At 60.5% G+C, this 17,714-nt stretch carries 16 protein-coding genes; 15 read left to right on the forward strand and 1 reads right to left on the reverse strand.

Annotated elements, in window-relative coordinates; all coding sequences use genetic code 11:
• From VFZ66_08065 to VFZ66_08075, 3 genes are all read left to right on the forward strand, one after another.
• Positions 1-291: hypothetical protein (locus VFZ66_08065; GenBank protein HEX6289132.1), on the forward strand; the 291-nt coding region annotated here is incomplete at its 5' end.
• Positions 292-528: 237 nt separating this feature from the next.
• Positions 529-753 (forward strand): hypothetical protein, encoded by a 225-nt coding sequence (locus tag VFZ66_08070; protein ID HEX6289133.1) that lies wholly within the window; start codon positions 529-531, stop codon positions 751-753.
• 408 nt (positions 754-1,161) lie between these two features.
• The gene (locus VFZ66_08075; GenBank protein ID HEX6289134.1) at positions 1,162-2,322 is read left to right on the forward strand and encodes a S8 family peptidase; all 1,161 of its coding nucleotides are present in this window, start codon (positions 1,162-1,164) and stop codon (positions 2,320-2,322) included.
• Positions 2,323-2,452: 130 nt separating this feature from the next.
• On the opposite strand, the gene VFZ66_08080 is transcribed toward VFZ66_08075, so the two are convergent.
• A complete protein-coding gene (locus VFZ66_08080; protein ID HEX6289135.1) occupies positions 2,453-3,412 on the reverse strand; it encodes a hypothetical protein in 960 nt (319 codons plus the stop codon).
• 509 nt (positions 3,413-3,921) lie between these two features.
• Between VFZ66_08080 and VFZ66_08085 the strand changes: the two genes are divergently transcribed.
• From VFZ66_08085 to VFZ66_08140, 12 genes are all read left to right on the forward strand, one after another.
• Positions 3,922-4,776 carry a 3-hydroxybutyryl-CoA dehydrogenase gene (locus VFZ66_08085; GenBank protein ID HEX6289136.1) on the forward strand — a complete coding sequence of 285 codons (855 nt, stop codon included), beginning with the start codon at positions 3,922-3,924 and terminating at the stop codon, positions 4,774-4,776.
• Between the two features lie 170 nt (positions 4,777-4,946).
• On the forward strand, positions 4,947-5,732 hold the full coding sequence (locus VFZ66_08090; GenBank protein HEX6289137.1) for an enoyl-CoA hydratase-related protein: 786 nt from the start codon (positions 4,947-4,949) through the stop codon (positions 5,730-5,732).
• A gap of 17 nt (positions 5,733-5,749) precedes the next feature.
• The gene (gene sfsA / locus VFZ66_08095; protein ID HEX6289138.1) at positions 5,750-6,508 is read left to right on the forward strand and encodes a DNA/RNA nuclease SfsA; all 759 of its coding nucleotides are present in this window, start codon (positions 5,750-5,752) and stop codon (positions 6,506-6,508) included.
• Between the two features lie 9 nt (positions 6,509-6,517).
• Positions 6,518-7,468, forward strand: coding sequence for a hypothetical protein (locus tag VFZ66_08100; GenBank protein HEX6289139.1), 951 nt, complete (start codon positions 6,518-6,520; stop codon positions 7,466-7,468).
• 10 nt (positions 7,469-7,478) lie between these two features.
• Positions 7,479-8,720 (forward strand): acyl-CoA dehydrogenase family protein, encoded by a 1,242-nt coding sequence (locus VFZ66_08105; protein ID HEX6289140.1) that lies wholly within the window; start codon positions 7,479-7,481, stop codon positions 8,718-8,720.
• A 105-nt stretch (positions 8,721-8,825) separates the two neighbouring features.
• Positions 8,826-9,608 (forward strand): electron transfer flavoprotein subunit beta/FixA family protein, encoded by a 783-nt coding sequence (locus VFZ66_08110; protein HEX6289141.1) that lies wholly within the window; start codon positions 8,826-8,828, stop codon positions 9,606-9,608.
• Between the two features lie 68 nt (positions 9,609-9,676).
• The gene (locus VFZ66_08115; GenBank protein HEX6289142.1) at positions 9,677-10,657 is read left to right on the forward strand and encodes an electron transfer flavoprotein subunit alpha/FixB family protein; all 981 of its coding nucleotides are present in this window, start codon (positions 9,677-9,679) and stop codon (positions 10,655-10,657) included.
• Between the two features lie 175 nt (positions 10,658-10,832).
• On the forward strand, positions 10,833-12,053 hold the full coding sequence (locus VFZ66_08120; GenBank protein ID HEX6289143.1) for a 2-oxo acid dehydrogenase subunit E2: 1,221 nt from the start codon (positions 10,833-10,835) through the stop codon (positions 12,051-12,053).
• Between the two features lie 133 nt (positions 12,054-12,186).
• Positions 12,187-13,350 carry an ATP-dependent 6-phosphofructokinase gene (locus VFZ66_08125; protein HEX6289144.1) on the forward strand — a complete coding sequence of 388 codons (1,164 nt, stop codon included), beginning with the start codon at positions 12,187-12,189 and terminating at the stop codon, positions 13,348-13,350.
• A 78-nt stretch (positions 13,351-13,428) separates the two neighbouring features.
• Entirely contained in the window at positions 13,429-13,782 is a 354-nt protein-coding gene (locus VFZ66_08130; protein HEX6289145.1) for a hypothetical protein, read from the forward strand.
• Positions 13,783-13,798: 16 nt separating this feature from the next.
• On the forward strand, positions 13,799-14,197 hold the full coding sequence (locus VFZ66_08135) for a LysM peptidoglycan-binding domain-containing protein (protein HEX6289146.1): 399 nt from the start codon (positions 13,799-13,801) through the stop codon (positions 14,195-14,197).
• A gap of 1,504 nt (positions 14,198-15,701) precedes the next feature.
• Positions 15,702-17,714: hypothetical protein (locus VFZ66_08140; protein HEX6289147.1), on the forward strand; the 2,013-nt coding region annotated here is incomplete at its 3' end.

The raw sequence follows: 17,714 nt of genomic DNA on the forward strand, positions 1-17,714 counted from the left end.
ATGTACGCGATCGGCGTCGTCGGCTTCTTCATGCGACGCTACGATTTTCCCGTGGGGCCAACAGTGCTTGGCGTCATTCTGATGCCGCTGGCAGAAGCGCAGTTTCGGCGCGCGCTGTCGATCAGCCAGGGCAATCTCGCGGTGTTTGTCACCCGTCCTTTGTCGCTGATCATCCTGCTGTGCGCGGCTGCGGCGCTCCTGCTGCCGTATCTGCCAGCACTGATTGCGCGATTACGTGGGCAGCATCCTGAGCATGGACGCCTGGTGTTTGGCGAGGGACGGGAAGATTAGGTTGTGTTTCACGCGCTGGGGCGGGGCCGATCACCTCTGCTCCATGGCTCCATGCACAACTACGCTCCGCTTGACCACCAGCCGCTAGCATGATGGGCAGACGCTCGACCTGCCCACTGTATCCTCTATCCCTCAAAGGCTAGGCCGCTGCTGGAGATCTACCCTGCGCGCCTTCAGGGTCTATCAGGTGGCTTGTGGTATGCTGTATCAAAGATGCCTTTACAGGGGGAACGATGTATGACAAGCTCTGCTTACAGCATTGCTGTTGAAAATTCAGATATTGTCGTGCGGCTCAATCGTAATACAATCGATCGAGATGCACTTGTACGATTCTTGGATTACTTAGAATTGGAAACGATACGGAAGCGGAGTCAGCTCACCGACGCTCAGGCAGCCGAGCTTGCCGCCGATGTTGATGGTGCTACGTGGGAAACACTGAAGCCAATGTTTGGGCAGGAGTAGCGTGTGGCGTCACCGGTTGTCATAGATTCTTTGACGCGAATGCCTCATGAAACATGTCGCGCTCCGCTAGCTGGCCCGTAGCTGAGGCGCATAGGCCGATCTATTCGACTTTGCGCTAGCCCTGTAGCCGACTAAACTTTTTATTGACTTTTGCTTTTGCGCGTGATAGATTTGATCTCGTCCGATCACGTATGCTACGAAGTACGCCCAGCGCTACAACACGTGAATAGCTCTATTCACTACCGATAGCATCCCCCGACAATCGGTTGCGATTCTTCTCTAAACGTGTGGTGTCTGCCAGGGCTGCGAGCAGATGCAGCGATAAACTGCCCGGGATGTTTATGGCTGCTCGCGATTCGCTAGCGGTACGTGGCTGGACTTACTGATCTATATCGGAGGTTAGACAGCATGAAACGCTTCGCAGGCTTGTTCGTATCCGCTCTGATGCTGTCGGTCGGCGTATTGGCGAGCGCTCCGGCGGCAGCGTCGGCAACATTCATCCCCGCTCCACGGAACGCCATCGCCGACCAGTACATCGTGGTGTTGAAGGATGGCGCAGGCGCTAACGCAGGATCGGTGGCGGCGGATGTTGGCGCCCATCCCAAGTACGTGTACGATGCCGCGCTGAATGGCTTCGCGGCGACGCTGAGCCAGGGCCAGTTGCGGGCGCTCCAGAAGCATCCGCGGGTCGCGTACATCGAGCAGGATCAGGAAGTTTCGATCGAGATGACCCAGCCGGTTAGCGGTGGTCAGTGGGGTCTGGACCGGATCGATCAGCCCAATCTGCCGCTCAACGGCACCTATGTGTTTAACACCATGGCGTCGAACGTAACAGTGTATCTGCTTGATACCGGCATCTATCTCAATCACTGGGAGTTTGGCGGGCGGGCCGCGATTGCCTATGATGTGCTTGGCACGCCTAATCCGGGCGGCGATTGCAATGGTAACGGCACCTATCAGGCGGGCGTGATCGGCAGCGGAAACTATGGCGTCGCCAAGGGCGTCCAGTTGCGCGCCGTGCGGGTGCTGGATTGCAACGGCGCAGGCACGATCTCCGGCGTGATCGCGGGCATGAACTGGATCGCCGCGAACGCGGTGTCTCCAGCCGTGGTCAATGTGACGCTGGGTATGGGCGGCGTCAATTTGAGCGTGAACAACGCGACAACCAACATGGTCAACGCCGGTCGCACGGTGGTCGTGTCGGCGGGCAGCAGCAACGCAGATGCGTGTAACTACTCGCCTGCCAGCGCGTCCGGCGTCCTGACGATCGCCGCGTCGCTCAGCAACGATAATCGGGCGTCCTTCTCGAACTACGGCCCATGCGTCGAGCTGTACGCGCCTGGCGGCAGCATTACCACCACCTCGAACACCGGCGGCACGAACACCATCAGCGGTACGTCGCTGGCCGCGTCGCACACATCGGGCGTCGCAGCGCTGTATCTGGCCTATAATCCCGCCGCAACGCCCGCGATGGTGAATAACTGGATCATCAGCAACGCCACGCCGGGCGTGATCATCGGCAACCCGCCGAACACGCCGAACCGGCTGCTGTTTAAATCGAATCTGTAGCGCTGGCGAGCGACTCAGTCGTCGAAGACTTCCATCCACCTGCCTGGCATGTGTCGGGCTTGTCGTAGCAGTGCTGGCAACAGAACGTTTCTTCTGTTGCCAGCATGTCTGAAAGATGGAGCGTAGCTCGCTACCGTGCTCTGAACAGCAGCGTGTACGTTTCCCAATCCCAGTAGGGCCAGAAGAAGAGGCCGTTTCTTGCCAGGAGCCGAGGACCCCAATAGGTAGCGAAGAACGTTCCCGCGACAATCAGCGCAGCCGCCGTTACGATCGCGACGCGGCCCGGTTTGGCGTGTAGCCATCGCTCGAAGCGGCCACCTGTCCCGTATATCAGGAGCAGGAAGAGCGCCACCATCAGCACGATGTTGCCGAGCGATTGGAGGATAAAGGCCAGCGCTCCAAAGAACGGGTTCTGCGTCGAGGCAGCGTACTCGAACATGTGGCGGAAGAGGCCATACGGTCGACCGATCAGAAATGCGCCGATCGTCGCTCCCATGAAGACCGATCGTGCCCAGGGATAGCGCGCGCCCACGCCGGCGAAGGGGTTGGGCATGACGCCGAGGGTCATCAGGCCCCAGAGAATGTATATCACGCCGATCGAGACAAAGACAACCATCGACTGAAGCGAGCGGAGCCGGATGCCGTTTTCGGGATCACCCAATCTGGTTTCGGAAAGCTGCGGCAGGCTCGGACCAACGAGCGCGCCGATCGCGCCATACAGCCCGGCGACGACGATCATGCCTGCTGAGAGATACAGCAGAGGCTTGAGCGTCTGTCCCGCGCTGCGCTTATCGGCGGCCAGCGGCGCAATCGCGCTAAAGGCGCAAATGTTACAGGCGGTAAAGGTGCCCGCGAGGCCGGTGACTAGCGCATACAAGGCACCAGCTACGGCTCCACTGATGGTTGCTTCGCGCGCCTGCGGTCCCCAGAGGGTATCGGCAACCGTGCCGCCGATGGTGGTATCCACGAATGCCGCAGACCAGAACGTGCTGATGACGATCCCAATAAGCACGCTCAGTAGCGCAACACGGAGGGGATAAGACTTTTCTGCCACCAGAGATTCGGGAGTAGTTGTCGCTGCCGTCGCCATGATATGCCTCCCTATTCGGTCGTTGATTGAGGTCCGACCATGCTTCATCAGGTCGGATTCTGAGGGGAGTAGGCCGACACGAAGGTTTTGAATCCGGACTCAAAGCGTGACCACGCCGTCATGAGGGCACGAGAAAATGGCTCAAGGACACACCGCAATGTGCTACCCCGGCCTGTGGTTGAGATCTCCTGCGGTCGCCTGGGTGGTATCGAGCTCCTGATGCATAGGCTCGATCACAGCCGCCGCACTTTACTACATATCCAGCGCGCCTCGGATATTTTGCTCTATCGTACCGTTGGATGAGTCGACAGGCTTCTCCAAAATTGCGCACTTTATACTCATCTTTATTTTTTGCCTGCTGGTTTGACGATTATTAAAGATCTGCAACGCAGACAACGGCGGTCAGCCCTCCCTCCGAGCTGGCCGCTGGGGTGCCTGCGGTTTGCAGCACGCCGTGCCCTGGTGCTATAATGCGCCCCGCCGAAGCAAACCTGAGGAGTCAGAGATCAATGGAGATCAAGAAGGTTGGAGTGGTCGGTTGTGGGCTGATGGGCGCGGGAATCGCGCAGGTGTGCGCTCAAGCCGGCTATCAGACCATCGTGCGCGAAACCGAGCAGGTGTACCTCGACCACGGTCTGGCGCGGATCGCAGGCTTTCTGAGCAAGGACGTCGCCAAGGTCAGGCTCAGCGAAGATGCCAAACACGCGGCGCTCAGCCGCCTTCAGGGCACTACCTCGCTCGCCGATCTCGCCGACTGTGATCTGATCGTCGAGGCGATCGTCGAGCAGCTCGACGCCAAACGCGCGCTCTACCAGGAACTCGACGCGCTCTGTCCTCCGCATACGATCTTCGTCTCCAACACCTCGTCGCTCACGATCATCGAGATGGCTGCCGTCAAGCAGCGCGCCGAGCGCTTCGCCGGTCTGCATTTCTTCAATCCCGTACCCGTAATGAAGCTGGTCGAGGTTGTGCGCTCGATCCTTACCTCGCACGAGACGATCGACACGCTCAAAGATTTTGGCGCATCGCTCGGCAAGACGGTGGTCGAGGCTAAAGATCGGCCCGGCTTCATCGTCAACCGGCTGCTGGTGCCCTTCCTGCTCGACGCCATTCGCATCTACGAGCAGGGCCTTGCCTCGCGCGAGGACATCGACGCGGGCATGAAGCTCGGCTGCGGCCATCCGATGGGTCCGCTCACGCTGCTCGATTTCGTCGGCCTCGACACCACCTACTATATCGCAAATATCATGTACGATGAATTCAAAGACGCGCGCTTCGCGCCGCCGCCGCTGCTCAAGCGCATGGTGCTGGCCGGTCACTATGGTCGTAAGTCGGGCCGGGGCTTCTATGAGTATGAGGAATAGAAGAACAAAGAACAAACGAAGAACCGGGGCCGTCAGGCCGAGGGTGTGGCGAAAGAACAAGCGAACAAGCGAACAAGCGAACAAGCGAACAAGCGCGAGAGCTAAAAACTGAAAACCTGTAACTCGAAACTCGAAACTTGAAACTTGAAACTCGAAACTAAGGACGCAACATGAGCTACGAATATATCCTGCTTGAACGTGATAGCCCGTTGGCGATCATCTCGATCAACCGGCCCAAGCAGCTTAACGCGCTGAGCCAGGGCGTGCTGGGCGAGATCCACGCCGCGCTAGAAGAGCTTGCCGCCGACGATGCGATCCGCGCGATCATCCTGACCGGCGCGGGTGATCGGGCGTTTGCGGCGGGCGCGGACATCGGGGAGCTGGCGGCGCTTGAAAGCGCGACGCAGGGCCGCATCCTCGCCACGCGCTCGCACGATCTGGGCCGCACGATGGCCGATCTCGATAAGCCGATCATCGCCGCGATCAATGGCTTTGCGCTGGGCGGTGGCCTTGAGCTGGCGCTGGCCTGTGATGTTCGCCTTGCCAGCGAGAATGCCCAGGTGGGGCTGCCCGAAGTGACGCTGGGCATTATGCCGGGCTGGGGCGGCACGCAGCGGCTCCCGCGACTGGTTGGGCCGGGCATGGCGAAGCTGCTGATGATGACCGGCGAGCGGATCGACGCCGCCGAGGCGCTGCGCATCGGGATTGTCGAGCGCGTCTATCCGCAGGCAGAGCTGATGGATGCCGCGAAACAGCTTGCTCAAAAGCTGGCGAGTCTGCCGCCGCTCAGTATTGCCGCGATCAAGCAGGCCGTCAATCGTGGGCTGAACATGGCCCTGGACGACGCGAACATGTACGAGGCGTCGCTCTTCGCCGAGCTGGCGGTCACGCAGGATTGCAAAGAGGGCACGCGCGCGTTCCTCGAAAAGCGCAGGCCCGAATGGCAGGGGCGCTAGGCCCTGAGGATCGCCGCTTGGTCGCTGGAGTAGCCAATCTGGAAGGGGAAGCGTTGGTCGTGGATCATGTGCGCGTGCCGCTCGTCGGCGGCGCGTCCTTGTTCGATGCGACCTTTCTGGCACGGCCTAACCGCTTCGTCGTCGAGGCACAGCTTGCCACCGGAGAGCGAATCGCCGCGCACTGCGCCGATCGCGGGCGGCTCGTCTGGCTCGCGCCGGGTCTGCCGCTGCTGGTCGGCCACAAGCCGGGCGCTGGACGCAAAACCGCCTATCAGGTTGCGGCTGCCTGGTCCGGCGGCGCGTGGTCCTCGCTCGACACACATCTGCCCAACCGGCTGATCGAGCACGCGCTGCGCTCCGGCGCGCTGCCGCAGTTCCGGGCCTACACCACAATCAAGCGTGAGGCGCGGCATGGCGGCAGCCGCTTCGACTTTCTGCTGGCCGACGGCGCGCGGCAGTGCTATGTCGAGGTCAAAAGCGTTGGGCATGTGTGCGGTGGCGTGGCGCGCTTTCCTGACGCGCCGACCGAGCGCGGACGGCGGCATCTGATGGAGTTGGCGGCGCTGGCCGCTGCGGGCGTTCGCACCGCCGTGATCTTTGTCGCGCAGCACGCCAACGCAATGGCTGTCACGCCGGATCGGGCGATCGATCCGGCTTTTGCCGATGCGCTGCGCGACGTGACGCGGGCGGGCGTCGAAGTGTATGCCTACGGTTGTCCCATCGAGCGAAATGGCATAACATTAACGCAGCAGATCCCGTGTGTGGTCGAGGAGTGAGGTCGAGCGGTGGAAGATAAGCTCTGCTTTGTACAATTTCCACATCCGGGCGGGGAGCATAAGCCCGATCGCCCTAGCGGCAAATCTTGGAATCGAGGCGAGCATAAACGGACCTTTGTCAAAAATAGGGGCCGCTATCTTGGGCATCCCGGTGACACGCCACAAGAGGATGATCTGGTCTTCTGGTGCGAGTGGGAGCCGGAGGCGGAGGTTGTACAGGCGATCGATGAGCCGCTGCCGCATGGGCCACGCCATGTTTTTGAGCCGTACTATGTTTTGCCTACATCGTACCAGGGATTGCAAAATACCGATCCGTTTGTCTTTGGCGACCACTTTTATTACACGTGGTGCAAGCAGAAAATGAATCATGGTCGCAGCAGCACGCAGCTAACCCGGCTCGACTTCGGCTCGGTGATCTTGTTCGGCTCGCGGGTTGATTGGACATTCGCTCTTGATACGGTTTTTGTCGTCGAGCGCTGGATCGATCATTGTCGACCCAATTACAAGAAGGTGCTTAAAGGCCAGATTCCACAAGCATACGCGGACATAACGATCGCGCCAGGGTATCAGGAGCCTTTTCCGGGTAGCAAGGTTTGTGGTAGCGGTCAGGTAGATCCAGACGAGGAAGATAACAATTGCGGACCAGGGCCGCTCCCGAATCGATTGTATTTCGGCGCGATGTATGACAAGCCCTGCGAAGGCATGTTTAGTTTCTTTCCGTGCCAGCCGTACAATCCAGAGAGGCCGGGCTTTGAACGTCCGCGCATTAAGCTAGATGGGATTATTCGTGATCTCATGACGATGAGCTTCAGGCGCAACCCGCAGCCGAGTCTCGGTGAATCAAAAAAGCTTTGGGATACTGTTGTACAACAAGTATTGCACGACGATAAAAATCAGGGCTTGAGGCTGGGCGTCTGGACCGCCATACCAGAGCAGCGCAGGCCCGCTGGGAATACATAAGGAGCATCCAATGGATTTCACTGCTAATTATGACATGTTCCTCGGCGAGGAGCATGAGATGTTACGGCAGACGGTGCGCCAGTTTGCCGAGCGCGAAGTGCTGCCGCATATTCGCGCGTGGGATCGCCAGGGCGCGCGCGAGGACGGCGACATGTCGCATGTGCGCCCGATCCTCAATCGCATGGGCGAGCTGGGCTTTTTGGGCATCTGCATTCCCGAAAAGTACGGCGGCGCAGGCATGGACTACCTCTCGCTGGCGGTGGTCTGCGAGGAGCTGGAGCGCGTCGATACGTTCCTGCGCGTGGTGCTAAGCGTCCATACCGGCCTGAACTCGATGGCGCTGCTTCAGTGGGGCACCGAGGAGCAGAAGCAGAAGTATCTCAAGCCGCAGGCGCAGGGCACGAAGCTGGCCGCGTACTGCCTGACGGAGCCCAACGCCGGAACCGATGTCGCAGGCATGCAGTCGACGGCGCGGCTGGAGGGCGATCACTACATCCTCAACGGCGAGAAAACCTGGATCTCGCTCTCCGATGTCGCCGATCATTTCCTGGTTGTGGCCTACACCGACAAGGCCAAGAAGCACAAAGGCATGACCGCCTTTATCGTCGAGCGGGCCTTCGAGGGCGTGTCGTCGCATCCGATCCACGGCAAGCTCGGCGTGCGCGCGGGCAACACCGGCAGCGTCGTCTTTCAGGATGTGCGCGTGCCTGCCGCGAATCGCCTGGGCGAGGAGGGCGAGGGCTTCAAGATCGCGATGTCGGCGCTCGACAACGGGCGCTACACCGTGGCGGCAGGCGCGACCGGCCTGATTCAGGCGGCGCTTGAGGCCAGCATCAAGTACGCCCAGGAGCGCGAGACGTTCGGCCATCCGATCGCCGATCACCAGCTTGTCAAGCGGATGATCTCGCACATGGTGCGCAAGCTCGACACGTCGCGGCTGCTGGTCTATCGCGCGGGCTGGATGAAGAACCAGGGTCGGCGCAACACGCGCGAGACGACGCTGGCGAAGTGGCACGCCACCGTCAGCTCGTTCGAGTCCGCCGACGACGCGATCCAGGTTCACGGCGCGTACGGCTTCTCCGACGAGTATCCGGTCGAGCGCTTCCTGCGCAACTCACGCGGCGCGGTGATCTACGAGGGTACCCGCGAGCTGCAAGAGCTGTTGCAGGCCGATTTCGCCTTCGGCTTCCGCGAGAACAGGCCGCTGCGCAAAGAGCTGCCAGCGTACGATCCCGCGGAGTGGAGCGAATAGACAAACGACAGAACAAAGGCACGAAGGAACAAAAGAACAATTCGGGTTTGTTCCTTTGTGCGCCCGGAGGGCACCCGGTTTTCTTGTTCTTACTAAGGAGTTTTTATGCACGCAGTTGTGTTCATCAAACAAGTTCCGCAGCAGAACAGCGTCAAGATCACTGCGGACAAACATATCGACGCATCGGGCATCGAGCCGATCATCAGCCTGTTCGACGAGTACGCGCTCGAAGAGGGGCTGCTTCAGGTGGAAAAGAGTGGCGGCAAGGTGACGGTGATCACCATCGGCGGCGAGGAGAGCATCGACTCGCTGCGCAAGGCGCTGGCGATGGGTGCCGATCAGGCGATCCTGATCAACGATCCGGCGCTGGCCGACATCGGCTCGCTGGGCGCGGCCAAGGTTGCGGCGGCGGCGGTTAAGAAGCTGGGCGATGCCGACGTGATCTTCTGCGGCAAGCAATCCACCGACGACGAGACGGCGGTCTTCGGCCCGGCGCTGGCGCGCTACCTCGGCATTCCGGTGCTGAGCTACGTTTATAAGGTCCTCGAGCTTGACGCGAGCGCCAGGCGTGTCGTCGCCGACCGCGCGCTTGAGACGACGGTCGAGACGGTCGAGGCCAGCCTTCCGGCGGTGCTGACGACGGTCAAGGATCTGAATCAGCCGCGCTATCCTTCGCTGCTCAAGATCAAGAAGGCGCAGAAGGCCGACATTCCGCGCTACACGCTGGCCGATCTCGGCATCTCAAGCGGCGACCTCACGCCGAAGGTTTCCTACCTGGATCGCGTGCCGCCGCCGCCACGGCCCAGGGGCACGATGATCGAGGGTGGCTCGGCGCAGGAAAAAGCGCAGAAGTTGGTCGAGGCGCTGGTAAACGGTCAGGTAATCTAAACAATAAGCGCGGCCACGGGCTGGAACGTGTCGAGTGTCCGGCCCCGGCTGCTGATCGAGGATACACAATGGCAAACGAAATCTGGTTTTCGGTCGAGGCGGCGGGCGGCGACCTGACGGCCTCGACCAAAGAGTTGATTACCAAGGCGCGTGAGCTGGCGGAGGCCAGCGGCGGTCAGGTCGCGGCGCTGATCCTCAATCCGCAGGCGCCGCAGATCGCCGATCGTGTCTTCGCGTATGGCGTGTCGAAGGCGTATGTCGTCGAGGATGCGGCGCTTGAGCACTACACGACGGATGCGTTCGTTACGGCGGCGGCGGCGCTGATCAAGGAGCATCAGCCCAGGGCGCTGCTGACCAGCTCTTCGCTTCAGATGCGCGATTTCACGGCGGCGCTGGCGGCGGAGCTTGATACCGGCCTCGGCCCCGACTGTACCAACGCGACGGTTCGCGACGGCCAGATCGTCGCAACGCGGCCATCGCACGGCGCGAATGTGATCAACACGCTGGGCTTCAACAGCGACATCGCGATCATTTCGCTGCGCCGCCAGGCTGCCGCCGAGGCACAGCCCGCGAGCGGCGGCACGGGCGAGATCGTGCGCGGCCAGGCGCCACAGACCGGCGCGCGCATGAAGGTGGTCAAGGTCGCGGAGAAGACCAACGCGGTCAACCTGGCCGACTCGCAGATCATTGTGTCGGGCGGGCGCGGCCTGGGCTCGCCCGAGAACTACGAGAAGCTGATCCCGGCGCTGGCGCAGGCGCTCAACGGCGCGTACGGCGCGTCGCGCGCGATTGTCGATGCGGGCTGGGTGCCCTACGAGCGGCAGGTGGGACAGACCGGCAAGACGGTTTCGCCGAAGCTCTACGTGGCGTGCGGCATCTCCGGCGCGATCCAGCATCTCGCGGGCATGCGCAACTCCGGCACGATCGTCGCGATCAACAAAGATCCGGAAGCGCCGATCTTCAAGGTGGCGACCTACGGCGTCGTGGGCGATGTCAACGAGATTCTGCCAGCGCTGACCGATGCGGTCAAGCAGAAGACCGGCAGGTAGCAGGGCGAGGGAACAAGGGAACAAGAGAACAAGGGAACAACGAAGTTGAACCTTTTGTTCTTTTGTTCTTTTGTTCGGCTCTCGGCTCTCGATCCCTGGTTCTCGGCTCTCGGTTCTCGATCCCTGGTTCTTGGTTCTCGGCTTGTTCTTGGTTCTTTGTTCTTTGGTTCACCGTATGGAAATCACCTTACCACAGCTCGGCGACGCCGTTGCTGAAGTGACGATCGAGCGCTACTACAGGCAGATCGGCGATCCGGTCGAGGTCGGCGATCCGCTGGTTGTCGTGCGCAGCGACCGCTGCGAGTGGGATGTTCCGGCGACGGCTGCGGGCACGATCGGCGAGATCCTGGCGCAGCCCGGCTCGACGATTGCGGTCGGCGCGGCACTGGTGCGTCTGCGTGGAGCCGCCGCAGAGTCGGCTGCCGAGCCGACGACCAACGGACGAGTTACGCGCGTCACGCCGGTCGCGCGGAAGATCGCGGCGGTGCATGGCCTCGATCTGGCGGCGGTCGCGGGCTCCGGACCCGGCGGCGCGATCACGCGCCGGGATGTGTTTGCGCTGGTAGCGCCGGCCAGTGTGGGAGCGGGAGCGCAGCCCGCTTTCAACTCGTGCTTCTCGCTCGACATTCCTACCGAGGCGACGATCACCGCGCCGCGCTCGGCAACGCCTGCGGCGATTGATGAGATGCCCGCCGCTCAGACTCCGCCTACGAGCAAGGCCGCGCCGCAGCAGGTGGCCTTGACCGACGCACAGCGCGCGATGGCGGCTCAGCTTGTGCAGGACAAGAGCAGCATCCCGCACGCGCTCACGGCGGTCGAGGTGGAGCTGAGCCGGGTTATCGCCTACGTAGAAGCGCACCGGGCGCGGCTTGCCAGGCGCGGCATCGATCTGACGATCACCGCCTGCATTGCTCATGCGGCGGTCGCGGCGCTGACCAAGCACCGGCTGCTGAACAGCGTTTGGAGCGATGAGGGCATCATCGTGCGCGGGCGGGTTCGGTTGGCGCTGGCGGCAGGCCAGGGCGCGAACAGCACGATAGGGCTGATCCCCGATGCCGCCGATCTGAGCCTGCAAGGTCTGGCCCGCGCGATTGGCAGCCGACAGCCAGCGGACGATGTACCGGCGCAGGTCAGCGCCGCGACCTTCACGATCTGCGAGGAGGGCACGACGCGCTGGCGTCATGCGATTGTTTCGGCGGCTCAGGGCGCGGTGCTCACGATTGGCGCGGTCGAGCGCCGACCATATGTGCTGGAGGGCCGAGAGAGCGATACGATCGTGATCCGTCCGCTCGTGATCGCCACGCTGGCCTACGACGCCCGCTGTGTCACACACGTGCAGGCCGATGCCTTTCTCATTGCGCTCAAGTCCGAATTGGAGCATTTCAGCCCGTTGTGATAGACTTACAGCCAAGCAAACCAATGGGGGTTCGCGCGTGTGAATGCCCGTTGCATTTGTGGCGTGCATCTTAACAGCGCACCACCGTTTGACCGATAGGCACGTAGAATATCGTAAACGGGAGGAGATACCTATGGCAGCTCCCATTCGCCGCATCGGCATGTTGACCAGCGGTGGTGATGCGCCTGGCTTGAACGCGGTGATCCGTGCGGTCGTCAAAACGGCAGAGATCGAGTATGGCTGGAAGGTCATCGGGATCGAAGACGGCTTTGAAGGGCTGCTGACACCGCCGCATATTCGCAACATGGGCGTCGAGGATGTGCGCGGGATCTTGTCGCGGGGCGGTACGATTCTCGGCACGACCAATAAGGGGCATTTTCGGACGATCGAGGTCGATGGCAAGATCCAGCGCGATCCGGCGCCCTATAAGGAGCTGGCGCAGAACATGCGCCGCATGGGGCTGGATGCGCTGGTGGTGATCGGCGGCGAGGGTAGCCAGGGGATTGCCAGCGAGCTAGCCAAGTATGGCGTGCGTGCCGTCGGCGTGCCCAAGACGATCGACAACGACCTGTATGGCAGCGATAGAACCTTCGGCTTCGATACCGCGCTGACGGTCGCGACGGAGGCGCTGGATCGGCTGCATACCACGGCGGCCAGCCACGATCGGGTGATGGTCCTGGAGGTGATGGGCCGCGATGCAGGCTGGATCGCGCTGCACTCAGGGCTGGGCGGCGGCGCCGATATTATTTTGATCCCAGAGATCCCTTTCAGCACCGAGGCGGTCGCCTCCAAGGTGATGAGCCGCGATTTTCAGGGATCGAATTTCTCGATCATCGTCTGCGCGGAGGGCGCGGTTGAAAAAGGCGGCCAGCAGATCTACCAGTCGACAACCGGCACGCTGGGCGGGATCGGCTCCTATGTGGCAAACGAGGTTGCCAAGCGCACCGGCAAAGATAGCCGGGTGGTTGTGCTGGGCCACTTGCAACGCGGCGGCGAGCCCACGCCGTACGATCGCATCCTGGCAACGCGCTTTGGCGCTGCGGCGGTGCGCGAGCTGGCCGAGGGGCGCTACGGCGAGGTCGTGGTGCTGCGCGGTGGTATCATCACGACGATCCCGATGATCGAGTGCGCCGGTAAAGTCAAGAATGTGCCGATCGATGATGAGATGGTCCGCACGGCGCGCGGCCTTGGCATCTCCTTTGGAGATGAAGATGTCAGCGAGCTCCTGCCAGAGCTGACGGAGGTTGAAGCGATCAGCACCGATCTCAAGGCAGATGACGATACAGCGGAGGATTAGGCGGTGGTGAGGCCGCCGTCAGGCCGGGGGTTTGGGAGTGTTCCCCAAGATGACGATACAGTGGAGGATGAGGCGGCGGTGAATCAGCGATCTGAAGCTGGAAGCGATGCTACAGCGCAGCACGACCTATGGCTCGGCTACGATGGTCTGCTGGTGCCGTTGAGCATGATTAGCGCATTGCTGGTCTATCAGCCGGTATGGGATCGCCGCATCCTGCATGATTACGGACGGGTGCCGACGGATATACAGGCGGTCGTGCTGCTGCACGACGGTCGCGTGCTGCCAGCCCGCCGCGCGCTCGCCGATCTGCGCGCTCGCTGGAGCGCCTGGCAGTGTGCGCAGGAGCGCGCAGAAGCCGATCCCGCGCTCGAAGAGCAACCCGATATGCTCGATGATCGCAACGAGCACGCGCCACCGACCCATACCAGCTAGCCCCGAATATAGGACGATGCAACGATTGACGTGGTACAAGCGGCTCTGGCTCCGCCTGCTGATCTCGGCGCTCGCGCCCGCGCTCGTCGCCTGTGGCGGCGCTGTGCTTGAGGGCCGTCCGACGGTACAGCCGGTCGTGCGGCTGACGCCAGCGCCGACGCAGGATGTCGGCGCTACGCAGACGGCATACTCGATGCGCAGCATTCCAACTCCGACACCGGCTGGATTGTACGTGGTTAGGCCGGGCGATACGCTCGGTAAGATCGCCGATAACTTCGAGACGACGGTCGATGAGATCATGGCGCTCAACAGCATCGCCGATCCGAATAAGATCGAAGTCGGTCAGCAGTTGACTATTCCAACGCTGCTCACGCCTACCGCCGAATCCGACGAAAGTCTCACGCCCACCCCTTGACAGGCACTACTGTGGCTGGTACAATACGCCTCGTGTTCGCCCCATCCAAGCGACACTCAAACCGTCTAGGGATGAAGGAGGTGATGCCCATGAGTGATATGCGTACGGGCATCACCGCAGAGGTTACAAAGTAGCCTTTCGGGGATGCCCTCCTTAAAGAAAGAGTCCTGTGCTATACGCACAGGGCTTTTTTTGTTGTTATTTTCCCTGCTGTTATTTTCCCTGCTATGTTTGAATGAACCTGCTATGTTTGACTCCCCATGACTTGGTTTTCTCCTCTCCAACCCGCATGTGATGATTTTCTAAAGGAAGACATGCCCGAAGCCGCATCGTGCACGCATCATCCCGGTGAATAGCACTGACCGCTACCAATATTGCCGAATGTAAGATCCATTCTGAGCCAACATGGACTGGGCGAAGCTGGACCCAATAGGCGGCGGAGGCAACAGCCCGCAAAATGGTGCGGGTGGTGGATCACGTGCGCTATGTTGGAGGCCGCTCATTCGTGCGTACAATATGATAAAAGTACTATCAGCTGATGGTTCTCGAATGTCGGCTTTGGTAGAGCATTGGCCTACGCCTTAAACTTGACCAAATGACTCCTATTAGGCTATATAGTAGTTTAAATAAAATTTATTGCTAATCTTCCTCTTGAAAACAGCGTTACGACAACTTAATGAGGACATAGGCCGAACCATTTTGAGCGACAGGCTTTGGAGTTGCTGCACGGGGTCGTCGTCCAGCAGGCGAGGGTTGATCTCATCCACGGCGCGACCGGTTTGCGCTTCCGCTGCTGTGAGTCGCACTCGGACAGCAAGGTATGACCGCTAGGATCATGTGGGATACGGGCTGTGCGACCTTGGCACTGCTTCAGTCTCGCCACGTCTTTGCCTTCGCGGTGCCGTCGCTCGATCTTCCACCGCACATCGCACGCCTCTTGCGTGGCCTGGGCAGAGTCAGCAAGCATAGGACTCTCCAAGCCGTTTGTGCGTCAGCCCTGTTGATCAACTCCACAAACGCTTGTTTCTCCAGCATCTCGCTGGAGCTTTCCTCTGTGGTGGTGATGGTAGCGAACCGCGCCGGTTCAATACACGTGCGATAGCATGTACGAAAGAAACCTTCACGGCGGGCAATGCCGCACGCCGTCTCGCTGGAACAGTCATGATCAGATACAGCTACACACTTTAGCAATCGTTCATTGCATGGTCTGCAAGCCACTAGACCATACCTGCCTCTAAGGGTCCACCAACGCACCCACCCGTGATGGGCATACAACCCTCGTCGGTAACATCATCAGCGCTAAAAGCCGAGCTGGCTCAGGTGCTGATACATCAATTGAGCGTGGCATAACGCTAGATGTGACGACCGTGCTGATTCACATCTAGCTTTGATCAGTTCCTCACTCGACGAGGTGAATACTCCATTCTACCTTTTGATCTACGCATACCAAGGTACGACCTGATGAACGTCACAACACTGCATACAACTTCCAAAGGGGAGATCTATGGTCGATCTGCCGCATAAAATCTACACCCCACAGCGTCCTCCGGAATTGGTGTTGCGCCCGCGCCTGATAGAGACATTGCAAAAGATTACACAGCGGAAGCTGATTGCGCTCGTGGCACCTGCCGGATACGGCAAGACATCATTGTTGATCGACCTGGCGCATATGATGCCGCTCCCACTCTGCTGGTACACGCTTGATGCCTATGATTCTGACCCCTGGGGATTTCTGCTCTATCTCACCGCCGCCGTTGAGCATCGCTTTCCAGGGAGTGTCATGCACACCTTGCAACTGCTCCAGGGCGACGGACACCAGTTTAGCGTGGTTGTGGAAAGCTTGATCCATGAACTCAACACGATCCAGAGCGACTTCGTCTTGTGTCTCGATGACTGGCATCTCGTCGATAAGGTGCCTGCGATTAGCGATCTGATCGCGACGATCCTTTCACGATGCCCCAACAGCCATATTCTTCTGGCATCACGATCCCACCCCTCATTGCCAAACCAGATGCTGTTAGCGGCGCGGCGGCAGTTTCTCAGCATCAATGAAACGCAGCTGCGCTTCTCAGCCGAGGAGCTTGCCGCAGTGATTGCCGTTGAGGGGATTACCAACTTCACGCCAGCCGATACGGAGTGGTTAGTCACGCAAAGCGATGGCTGGCTAACCGGGATTCTCCTGGCGCTGCAAACAACGAATGGTGATGTTGGTGCGATCGTCGCAACCCGCACCGTCATGAGCCGTCCTGCGCATCACTTTCTTGCAGAACAAGTGCTTGATCAGCAGCCACCAGAGATCCAGCAGTTTCTGATCGAATCGTCCATGCTGGAAGAGCTGACGGTCGAGCGCTGTAATATGCTGCTTGAGCGCACCGACTCGTGGAAGATGCTGGAATACGTCCTGGCCCATCGGCTCTTCATTACCGAGATCGCGCCGGGAGTCCTTCGTCAGCATCCACTTTTTCGCGAGCTCCTCCAGCACCGCCTGCGCTTTGCCCATCCAGCCCGGTTCCGCGCTCTGAGCCTGCGCGTGGCAGCAGATTTAGCGCGACAGGGCCAATGGTCGTCGGCTTTTGACCTGTGCATGAGCGTCGCTGATCTTCCCTGTGCCCGCCGCATCTTGAACGATGCCGGCGAGCATCTGTATATGCGCGGACATCTGGAAGCACTCGAACGTGCCTTTGCCTCATTGCCCGCTGATACCCTGGATGTGTCACTGCTATGCCTCAAAGCGCATGTGGCGCTCGATCGACGACAGATCGATCAGGCACAGCACCTGGCGGAGCAGGCCGCGCTCTGCTCACTGGGGACACCCCATCCCTGGGTAACGCTGCTTGAGGCCGCTATCGATCAAGTGTGCGAACGCTTTGAATCCGCGCGTGATCGTTGTCTTCAGATCTTGGAGACAACGAATGACCCACAGCTCAGGGGCGCGGCGCGCCTTCTTCAGCGCTTCGGCCACGTCGCCATGGTTGAAGCGCAGCGCAAGCTCGACTGCGCTGTCGCCTTCCGTCGTGGTCTGCGCCGGATCGGCGCCGTTTCGCAGGAGGAGCTCGATCATGGGCAGGCTGCCGCGCATCGCTGCGTAAGTCAGCGGCGTGTAGCCGTTCTCGTGGCGCAGGTTCGGATCGAAGTTCATCGACAGCACTTTACTCGCGTACACGAGATTGTTTTTCTCGATTGCATAAAAGAGCGCGCGGATGCCTTCGGCGCTCTTTTCCTTCGGCTTGGGTTCGAGGCCGGTCGGCATGAGCCTGACGATCTGGTTCACGACGCCGACCCCGACCAACGCGACCAGCGCGAGGATGATCGGGATCTTGGAGATGTTCAGGCCCTCGGCGATCTGGTCGGGCATGTTGGCGCCGGCGATGAGCAGCACCACCGCCACGAACAGGAAGAATCTCAGGTACAGGAACAGGCCGAGGATCACCGCGATGCCGAGGATGGCGAGCAGCGTCTCCGGGTCGACGCCGAGCGTGCCCTCGACGTACTCCCGGGGCAGGTTGGCGAGCACCGC

It is taken from the genome of Herpetosiphonaceae bacterium (assembly GCA_036374795.1).
In the GTDB taxonomy this organism is placed as follows: domain Bacteria; phylum Chloroflexota; class Chloroflexia; order Chloroflexales; family Kallotenuaceae; genus LB3-1.